Annotated in this window: 10 protein-coding genes and 1 pseudogene; 2 read left to right on the forward strand and 9 right to left on the reverse strand. The window is 73.5% G+C overall.

The genetic code is table 11. The features are described 5' to 3' along the window. Positions 1-14 precede the first annotated feature (14 nt). The 8 genes and pseudogenes from VKG64_06865 to VKG64_06900 form a co-directional block, all read right to left on the reverse strand. Positions 15-449 carry a TIGR03668 family PPOX class F420-dependent oxidoreductase gene (locus VKG64_06865; GenBank protein HKB24761.1) on the reverse strand — a complete coding sequence of 145 codons (435 nt, stop codon included), beginning with the start codon at positions 447-449 and terminating at the stop codon, positions 15-17. Between the two features lie 40 nt (positions 450-489). Continuing rightward, positions 490-1,326 (reverse strand): LLM class F420-dependent oxidoreductase, encoded by an 837-nt coding sequence (locus VKG64_06870; protein HKB24762.1) that lies wholly within the window; start codon positions 1,324-1,326, stop codon positions 490-492. Positions 1,327-1,361: 35 nt separating this feature from the next. After that, positions 1,362-1,784 carry a nuclear transport factor 2 family protein gene (locus tag VKG64_06875; protein HKB24763.1) on the reverse strand — a complete coding sequence of 141 codons (423 nt, stop codon included), beginning with the start codon at positions 1,782-1,784 and terminating at the stop codon, positions 1,362-1,364. Continuing rightward, a pseudogene (locus VKG64_06880) lies at positions 1,761-2,135 on the reverse strand (VOC family protein). The gene VKG64_06875 and the pseudogene VKG64_06880 overlap by 24 nt, the downstream one beginning before the upstream one ends. 14 nt (positions 2,136-2,149) lie before the next feature. Next, positions 2,150-3,088, reverse strand: coding sequence for an acetamidase/formamidase family protein (locus tag VKG64_06885; protein ID HKB24764.1), 939 nt, complete (start codon positions 3,086-3,088; stop codon positions 2,150-2,152). A gap of 3 nt (positions 3,089-3,091) precedes the next feature. Then, positions 3,092-3,955: a hypothetical protein gene (locus VKG64_06890; protein ID HKB24765.1), complete on the reverse strand. Its 864-nt coding sequence runs from the start codon at positions 3,953-3,955 to the stop codon at positions 3,092-3,094. Between the two features lie 2 nt (positions 3,956-3,957). Next, positions 3,958-4,299: a hypothetical protein gene (locus tag VKG64_06895; GenBank protein HKB24766.1), complete on the reverse strand. Its 342-nt coding sequence runs from the start codon at positions 4,297-4,299 to the stop codon at positions 3,958-3,960. Continuing rightward, positions 4,292-4,672 (reverse strand): cupin domain-containing protein, encoded by a 381-nt coding sequence (locus VKG64_06900; protein ID HKB24767.1) that lies wholly within the window; start codon positions 4,670-4,672, stop codon positions 4,292-4,294. Before VKG64_06900 ends, VKG64_06895 begins: the two co-directional genes overlap by 8 nt. 205 nt (positions 4,673-4,877) lie before the next feature. On the opposite strand from VKG64_06900, the gene VKG64_06905 reads away from it, so the two are divergent. Then, complete coding sequence (locus tag VKG64_06905) at positions 4,878-7,496, forward strand: GAF domain-containing protein (GenBank protein ID HKB24768.1); 2,619 nt, start codon at positions 4,878-4,880, stop codon at positions 7,494-7,496. 30 nt (positions 7,497-7,526) lie between these two features. Here the strand turns inward: VKG64_06905 and VKG64_06910 are convergent, their stop codons facing one another. After that, complete coding sequence (locus tag VKG64_06910) at positions 7,527-8,513, reverse strand: uroporphyrinogen decarboxylase family protein (GenBank protein ID HKB24769.1); 987 nt, start codon at positions 8,511-8,513, stop codon at positions 7,527-7,529. Positions 8,514-8,659: 146 nt separating this feature from the next. Here VKG64_06910 and VKG64_06915 point away from each other — a divergent pair. Then, the coding region (locus VKG64_06915) for a cyclase family protein (protein HKB24770.1) at positions 8,660-8,946 on the forward strand (287 nt) is incomplete at its 3' end.

Below are 8,946 nucleotides of genomic sequence, written 5' to 3' on the forward strand. Positions count from 1 at the left end.
CAGGTCGAGAAGCGCTAACTCCCGCGCCAGCAGAGCGCGCGCTCCGCCGAAATCCTGATCACCGTCGCCGCCTCGCGCTCGAGCCCCATCGCGCGGTACTGCGCGTATTTCGCGCGGAGCAGGTCGACGGCCGCCGCGCGCGCGGGCCCGTCCGTGAGGATCTCGGCGCGTCCCTCCACGATCACCCAGCGCAGCGCGGACCAGTCCTCGTCGTAACTGTCCACCACCAGCGACGCGCGCGGATTTTCCTCGATGTTCCGCACGCGCCGCAGGCGCCGCCCGGGCACGCGCTTCGGCTTCGCGTCGATCGCCGAGACGCACGCGCGCCCGTCGAACGCGTAGCACACGGGCACCACGAGGGGCCGCCCCGCCCGGTCCGCCGTCCCGAGCCGCGCCACGCGGCTCTGCTCGAGGAGCTCGACGGCCCAGGGCGGGAGGTCGAGGATCACACGCTCGCCTCGCCGGCGGTTGCGGCTCGCACGGCCACGCTCACCGGATCAGCTTCGCGTACCGGTCCAGGAGCGGGAGGACGGTATTCCGCGGCTCCGGGGGCAGGCGCAGGATGGCGCGCGTGATCCCGGCCTCCGCGTAGCGCCCGAGCGCCGCCTCGTCGGCCTGCGCCCCGAAGACCGAGACGGAGATCGTCTTCATGTCACGTCCGGCGCGCGCCGCGCGCGCCTTGAGGTCGGCGAGCCCGGGGAGGATCGCCGCCGCGTTCCGCCCGCGCGGGAACCAGCCGTCGCAGAAGTCCACGACGCGCTGGAGCGTGTAGCCGCTCTCGCCGCCGAGGAGGATCGGCGGGTGGGGCTTCTGGACGGGCTTCGGCCACGACCAGATCGGGTCGAAGTTCACGAACTCGCCGTGGAACTCCGCGGCGTCCTTGGTCCAGATCTCCTTCATCGCGAGCACCCGCTCCCGGAGCACGCGGAAGCGCGTCTTGAACGCGGTCCCGTGGTTCTCCATCTCCTCGGCGTTCCAGCCGCCGCCGATGCCGAAGAGGACGCGGCCGCCCGAGAGGAGGTCGAGGCTCGCCACCTCCTTCGCCGTGATGATCGGGTCGTGCTCGATGAGCAGGCAGATGCCCGTGCCGACCTTGAGCGTGCGCGTCGCGGCCGCCGCCGCGGTGAGCGCGACGAAGGGATCGAGCGTGTGCGAGTACTCCCGCGGGAGCTCGCCGCCGCTGGGGAACGGCGTGCGGCGGCTGGCCGGGATGTGGGTGTGCTCGGGGACGAACAGCGACTCGAAGCCGCGCTCTTCCGTCGCCCGCGCGAGGTCGTCGATGCGGATCGAATAGTCCGTCGGGAAGATGCAGACGCCGTAGTGCATTGGTTCCTCCTGGCTCGCGGCCCGCGCCGCGGCCGTCAGCGCTCCGGGGAGAGCGAGAAGTGGGTGTGGGTCGCGAGCCACCGCCCGTCGTGGCGCGCGAGCGCGATCGTGAGCCGGCCTGGCCGCGCGAAGGTCGCGCCGCCGGGCCGGACGCCCGTGGAGTCCCATGGCGCGGCGACCCACGCGGTGTCGCCGTCCACCGCGCCGCGCGCCTCGTCCACGCGGATCGTGAACTCGCGGATCTGCGGCCAGACCCGGCGCCACTGCTGCTCCATGACGCCCTCGACGCCCTCGACGAAGTGCGCGACGGTGCCGAACGCGATCAGCTCGGGCGCGCAGAGCCGCCGGCCGCCCTCGAAGTCCACGGCGCGCACGCACGCCTGCAGGCGGCGGAGCCAGTCGCGGATCGGCGCGAGCGGGTCCTCGGCGGCCGCGAGCTGGCGGGAGATCTCGAGCAGGTTCCCGTCGGGATCGCGCAGGTAGATGGACTCGATCGGCCCGAGCGCGCCGGTGCGGTGCACGGGCCCTTCGAGCACCGCCACGCGCAGCTCCGTGAGCCGGCGGATCCAGGCGTCGAGCGGCTCGCCGGTCAGGAAGCAGAGGTCGGCCGAGCCCGGCGTGGGCCGCGCCGCGACGAGACTGAATTCCCGCCCGACCGGATGGACGTTGAGCTTCTGCGCGCCGAACCTGAGCGCGAGCCGGCCCTCGCCGAACGTGACCACCTCCATCCCGAGCCCGCGGTAGAACGCGCAGGTCGCGTCGGGGTCGCGGACGGTGAGCACGAGGTGGTCGAGCCGGTCGAGCGCCATGGCGGGCCTGGGCCTTACGCGAAGATGAACTCGGGCAGGAACGCGGAGACGATCCAGTTCGGCGCGTCGACGATCTCGCTGATCTTGAGGTCCACGGCCACGCTCGACAGGATGTACGCCTCCTCGCGCGAGAGGCCGCGCTCGCGCACGAGGTGGTCGATCATGTAGCGGACGGCCTGCTGCGCGGCGGCGAAGAGGTCGGGGCCGTGGGCGGTCGTGGCGAACCAGGGACCGCGGTTCGTGCCCGGCGCGAGCGGGCCCGCGGTGCGGAGCCGGGGCTCGGCGAGCCCGGCGCCGCGCTCGACGCCGAAGCGGAGGGTCACCCGCGCCATCATCTCGACGGCGGTCACGCAGACCTCGCCGTCCCCCTGCGCGCCGTGCCCGTCGCCGACGCTGAACAGGGCGCCGTCCACCCAGACGGGCAGGTAGAGCGTCGTGCCGCGGACGAGCTGCTTCACGTCCATGTTGCCGCCGTTCTTGCGCGGCGGCATCGTGCTGTGGGCGCCCGGCTCGTCGAGCGCCGTGCCCATCACGCCGGGGAACGGCTCGAGCGGCACGGCGACGTCGCGGCCCATCCGCGCGTGCGCGCCGTCCGAGATGTCCCAGATCTGGAGGAAGGGCTTCGCGAAGTCGGCCTCGGGGAGGAGCCCGCGCCCCGGCCGGATCGCCGTCCAGCCGAACGACGCGCGGGGCACGACCTCGAGGATGTCGACGACCAGCGCGTCGCCGGGCCGGGCGCCCTCGACGGCCACCGGGCCCGTCAGCGGGTGGCCGCGGAACGGTCCGCGCGCGAGCACGTCGGCGTGGGTCGAGGACGGCGAGTAGTAGCCGTCGGCGGCGTCGCGCGTGTCGAACACGACCGTGTCGCCGGGCTCGATCACGAGGCGCGGCGCGAGCGCATTGTTCCACTCGTAGTGGACGGTCTGGGCGTCCAGGACGTGCGTGCGCGCCATCGCTCAGCGCCCCCGCGCCGGTGCGCCGTCGTCGATCTCGGTCCAGGCGACCATGCCCGTGCCCGAGCGCCACGCGACGGCCGGCATGTAGGCGAGCACGTCCGCGGGCCCGCGCGTCATGGCCAGGACGAGGAACCACGACAGGAGCTCGGCGGTCCCGCCCGAGCCCGCCGCCTCCATGCGCTCGAGCGTGCACTCGCGCAGGAGCGTCTCGCGGTCGTCCTTCGCCAGGCGCTCGAGGAACCAGCGGTCGAACTCCTCGTCCACCCAGAAGTAGCGGGGCCCGCCCGGCTCGTGCGAGAGCCCGCCGGTGCCGATCACGGCGATGCGGTCGTCGCCGGGAAACGCGCGCAGCACGTCGCGCAGGATCGCGCCGACCTGGTAGGCGCGCTCGGGCGTCGGGATGGGCGGGACGGTGCAGTTCATCCCGACCGGCACCAGCCGGAATCGCGCGTCGGGGTTCAGGTAGTGCGTGGGCACCGAGATGCCGTCGTCGAACTGCATCTCGCGCAGGTACGTGAGCTGGAGCCGTCGCCGCGCGCCCTCGTTGACCATGAAGCGCGCCAGCGCCGGATGGCCCGGCACCCGGTACTTCTCCATGCCGAGCCACTCGTCGAACCAGTCGGCGGGGCCGACGTGCTCCTCGCCGATCCCGACCGTGTACTCGGGGAGGTTGTTGATCGGCCAGTTCAGGAGGTGGTCGTTGGTGAACATCACGAGCACGTCGGGACGCGCCGCCTCGAGCCGGCGCCGCATCTCGGCGGTCGCGCCGAGGGCGAGCCGCTGGTGCGTCTCCGGCGCGCGCGTGAACCAGCCGGTGAGGCCGGGGGAGTGGGTCATCGCCATCGCCGCCACGATCCGCGCCACGGCTACCGGTCCTCCCGCCCGGGGTCCCGCGCCATCGCCCTCGCCGTCTCCTCGGGGAACGCCCGCTTGTAGCACTCGAGGGCCGCGCTCACATTGCTGTTGTGGGCGGCGCCGAAGAAGAGGCGCAGGATCTGCGGCACGTAGTACTGGTGGATCCCGAGGTCCATGAGCCGCCGCGGATCCTTGTCGCGGATCGCCTCGTACTCGGCGCGGCTCAGCCCGAACTCCCGCGCGAGGCCCTCGAGGTCGGTGAGCCACCGCGCTCGGAGCGCCGCATCGCGCCGCACGTAGAAGATCATCTCGTTCGCCGGGAGCGTCTTGTCGCAGCGCTCGACGTTACCCATCCGCCGGCCCCCTGAGCCCCCGCGGGTTCACCTTGACGAACATGATCACGCAGCGCGTGTCCCCGAGGTTCCGGACGTCGTGCGGGACGTTCTTCGGGAACTTCACGATGGAGCCCGCGGGGACGACGACCTCCCGCCCGTCGATGCTCATGTTCGCCGTGCCCTCGAGGACGAAGATCGCCTCCTCCTCCTTGGGATGCGAGTGCATGACCGTGGACTGTCCGGGCTCGTAGCACGCGATCTCGGACCAGAGCTGGTCCGTCTTGAAGAGCATCTTGCGCACGCGCCTGTCGGGCGCGAAGGCCTTGAGCGCGTGGAGATCGAACACCTGCGCGACTCCCGTCGTCGCGGCCACCGCGACCTCGTCGTCCATGGGGCCTCCCCGGGTTCGGGCGTATTGTAGCGGGCTCGGTGCGCTCGCGACAGCCGAGGTGCGTCGGGCGACGGGGGTGGCCGGCCGGCCCGGTGACCTCCAGGCCACCTCCCTATAGGTGATGTGTCAGCCCTAAGTTCCCGTGGGATCGACGATTCTTCTTTCACGTCACACGTGAAAAGTTCTGTGGTATGAAGGGCCCGGAATGAACCGCTTTCCTGGAATGGGCCGCCGGCTCCGCCAGAGGCTCCGGGCGACCGGCTACTGGAGGGACGACCGCCCCGACATCGCCCGCTTCTGCGCCGAGAAGGGGTACCGGCCTCAGTACATCTACGCGTGGCTCGGCGACCGGGTCCCGAGCTACGAGAACCTGATCCGTCTCGGCCGCGATCTGGGCGCCCTGCCGGAGTGGGTCATGTTCGGAACGGGCCCGGGCGCCCGGACGGAGCCCGTCGAGGCCGCAGCCGAGGCAAGGCGCGCCCCGCGCGGCCAGCTCATCGACTTCACCCGGCTGCGGCAGGTGACGAGCCGCCTCGTCCGCCTCGAGGCCGAGCTCGACGCGATCTTCCGCGCCTTCCCCGACTTCTACTTCTGGCTCGACGCCGACGGGACCTTCCTCGCGTGGCAGGGCGGGCGCGGCTCCGAGCTCCACGTGGCGCCGGATCTCATGCTCGGCAAGAGGATCGCCGACGCGTTTCCGCCGGACGCCGCGCAGTCGCTCGAGCGGGGCGCGCGCGACGCCGCGGCCTCGGGGGGCGCTGTGTCGGTCGAGTTCGCGCTCGGCGCGGCGAGCTACGAGACGCGCTTCCTGCCCCTCGGCGCCCGGCCCTCGGCGCCGCGCCGCCTCCTCATGATCGTGCGCGAGATCACCGAGCGGAAGCAGGCGGAGGACGCTGCCAACGCTCTCGCCCGGGTGAGCCACGAGCTCGCCGGCACGCTCGATCCGGCCGAGGCGACCGAGCGGGTGGTCTCCGCGGTGCTCAACCTCTTCCGCGTCCGCCGCGCCGGCCTGTTCCAGCTCGATCCCGCCTCGGGCGCCCTCGTGTGCGTCGCCGTCGCGGGCGCGGGCGGCGACCACAACGCGTGGAAGGGGCGGGTCATCCCCCCCGGCGGCAGCCTGAGCCAGCGGGTGATCCACGAGCGCCGCCCGTTCTGGTCGCATCACGTCACGGCCGAGCCGCGGCGCGACCTGCCCGCCTGGCTCCGCGAGCGCCTCGCGGCGGAGGGCCACAGATCCATCGTCGCCCTGCCGCTCGTCTCGCGCGACGAAGTGCTCGGGACGCTGACGCTCGCGTCGGACTCGGAGCGCGTCTTCACGCCGGTGGAGCTGCGCCTCCTCTCGGGGTTCGCCGACGCCGCGGCGGTCGCGCTCCGCAACGCCCGCCTGTACGAGCTGAGCGAGCGCCGACGGCAGGCGGCCCAGGCGCTCGCCGACGTCGGGCGCCTCGTCACCCGCTCGCTCGACCCGGACGTCGTCGCCCAGCGGATCGCCGACAGCGTCCTCGCCCTCCTCGGCGCACGGGCGTCCGCGATGCTGCGCGTCGAGCCGGTCTTCGGCGATCTCCTCGCGATCGCCGTCGCGGGCGAGGCGACCCCGGGCGTCGCGCGCGGCCTGATCGTGCCGGCGGGGACCTGCGTGGCGAGCCGCGCCGTGCGCGAGCGCCGGCCGGTCGTGACGCAGGATCTGCTCGGTGACCCGTCGCTCACGATCTCGCCCGCGCTCCGCGGCGCGTTCGAGGAGTCGGCGCACCGCGCGGCGCTCGCGGTGCCGCTGCTCGGCCGCGACGGCGCGACGGGCGCCCTGGTGGTGCGAGACCGCACGGGCCATCGCTTCGACGAGGAGGACGTGCGGCTCCTCCAGGCCTTCGCCGATCACGCGGCGCTCGCGCTGGAGAACGCCCAGCGCTTCAGCGAGACGGAGCGTAGCCGCGCCGAGGCGCTCGCCGCGGCGCTCCACTCCGGGCGGCGGTTCGAGAGCCTCGTCCTCGGGCTGACGGCGATCGTGTGGGAGGCCGACGCGGAGACGGGGCGGGTCCTCTTCGTCAGCGACGCGGCCGAGCGCATCCTCGGCTACTCGCTCGAGCGCTGGTACACGGAGCCCGACTTCTGGCTGAGCCACGTGCACCCCGAGGATGGGGAGCGGATCGCGGCGGCGCGGGGCGCCGGGCCGTCGGGGGACCACGCGCTCGAGTACCGGATGATCGCGGCCGACGGGCGGGTCGTCTGGTTCAGCGACTTCGTCCACGTCGTCCTGCACGAGGACGGGCGGGTCCGCTGGCTCCACGGCGTGATGGTGGACATCACGGAGAGCCGGCTCGCCGCCGAGGCGACCCGCGCGCTCGGCGAGGTCGGGCGCCTCCTCGCGGAGTCCGCGGACCGCGACGCCGTCGCGGGGCGGATCGCGGACAGCGTCCGCCGCGTCTTCGGCGCCTGGGTCGCGACGCTCTACCGGATGACGCCGGACGCGGAGGGGATGGTGACGGTCGCGCGCGCCCGGGACGCGTCGGACGAGTTCGACTGGAACGGCTTCCGCCCGCCGGGCACGGGCATCCTCTGGCTCGCGATGCGGGAGCGCCGGGCCGTGTTCTCGCCCGACATCCTCGGCGATCCGCGACTGTCCTACCCGGCCGAGATCCGGGCCCGCCTCGAGCGGGGGCGCATCCGCGCGGTCCTCGGCGTGCCGCTGATCGTGCAGGGCGAGGTCATCGGCGCGCTCGCCGTCGGCGACCGCGCGGGCCGGAGCTTCGACGAGCGCGAGATCCGCCTCGCCCAGGCGTTCGCCGACCAGGCCGCGCTCGCGCTCGGGAAGACCGCCGCTACCTGAGCGTCGCCTGCTGGAGGAGAGGTTCCGCCCTCACGCCCGGCCCCCTTTCACGGCGGCGACCACCGCGTCGAGGTGCGCCTCGGGCACGTCGAGCGGGAGGACGCACCCCGGCGCCACGATGAGACCGCGCCCGCCGGTCTGGCGGATCGCGTCGCGGACCTCCTCCCCGACGGCGGCGGCCGGGCCGCGGCGCAGCGTCTCGGCCTCGCGGAGGCCGCCCACGAGCGCGCCCCCGAAGCGCTTTCGCGCGTCCGCGAGCGCGGGCGGGGTCAGCCGATCGTGCCAGTTGATCGCGTGCACGGGCAGCGCGGCGAGCCGGTCGAACGCGATGGCGCGGCCGTGGACGTGGAGCATCAGGAGCGGTGTCCGCCCCGCGACGGACTCGACCAGCCGGCGCGTCGCGGGCAGCTCGAAGCTCTCGAGCTCATGATCGCGGACGACGTCGGCGCTGGCCGTCTGCGTCGCGAGGAAGAGCCCGTCGGCGCCGGCCTCGAGCGCGGCCGCCGCGTAGCGCGCCATCGTGCGCGCGATCGCGTCGAGGGCGGGCGCCACGGCCTCGGGCCGCGCGCGGAGGTCGTCGTGCAGCCGCTCGCCGGCGAGCTTGCGCGCGACCGTCAGCGGCGCGAAGACGGTGTGGAGCACGGGCGCGTCGTCGTGGCGCCCGCGGACGATCAGCCGGAGGGCCTCGAGCTCGCGGCCGAGGGCGCCCGCGCCGGGGTCGAGCTCGCGCACGCGCGCCCAGTCGCCCGGCGCCTTCACCGCGTGCTCCGTGCACTGCTTGGCGCCGTTCGGCGAGCCCGTGTAGGCGACCGTGCAGCCCCAGTCCTCGACGCAGTAGACGCCGCTCGACATGATCTTGATCAGGTCGAGGTCGAAGCGGCGGTGGAACGCGAGCATGGCGTCGGCGAGGCCCTTGGGCGTGTGGTCCACGTCGGGCGCGTGACGCCAGAACGCGACGGGCGGGCGGTCCACAGGCGCACGGGCCAGCGCCGCGAGGACGCGTTCGCGCTTCGTCATGTGGCGCCCATCTTGCCACGGCGCGCGGCGCCGCGCACCGCGTCGGGGCCGCCCGATTTTCGCCCTTGCCTCCGTCAGCGCGTTCGTGCGATATGCGGTTGCGTGACGGGCTCCGCACGGACGCCTGCCGGCCCAAGGAGGCACCGATGACGCGCATCGTCGATCTGAGCATGACCGTCGAGGAGTGCGACTCCGCGCCGTTCGCCAAGGAGGAGCTCTACTTCAAGCTGCGGCCGATCGTCCGCTGGGAGGACAAGGGCTTCGTGTCCAACATGGTGGAGATGACCGTGCACGCGGGCACGCACATCGATTCGCCGCACCACTTCTTCCGCGACAAGCCGTCGGTCGAGCAGCTGCCCCTGGACGCGCTGATGGGCGAGGCGGTGGTGCTCGATCTCACGTTCAAGGGCACGGCGAACGCCCGCATCACGCC

Source organism: Candidatus Methylomirabilota bacterium, from assembly GCA_035260325.1.
Lineage (GTDB): Bacteria > Methylomirabilota > Methylomirabilia > Rokubacteriales > CSP1-6 > AR19.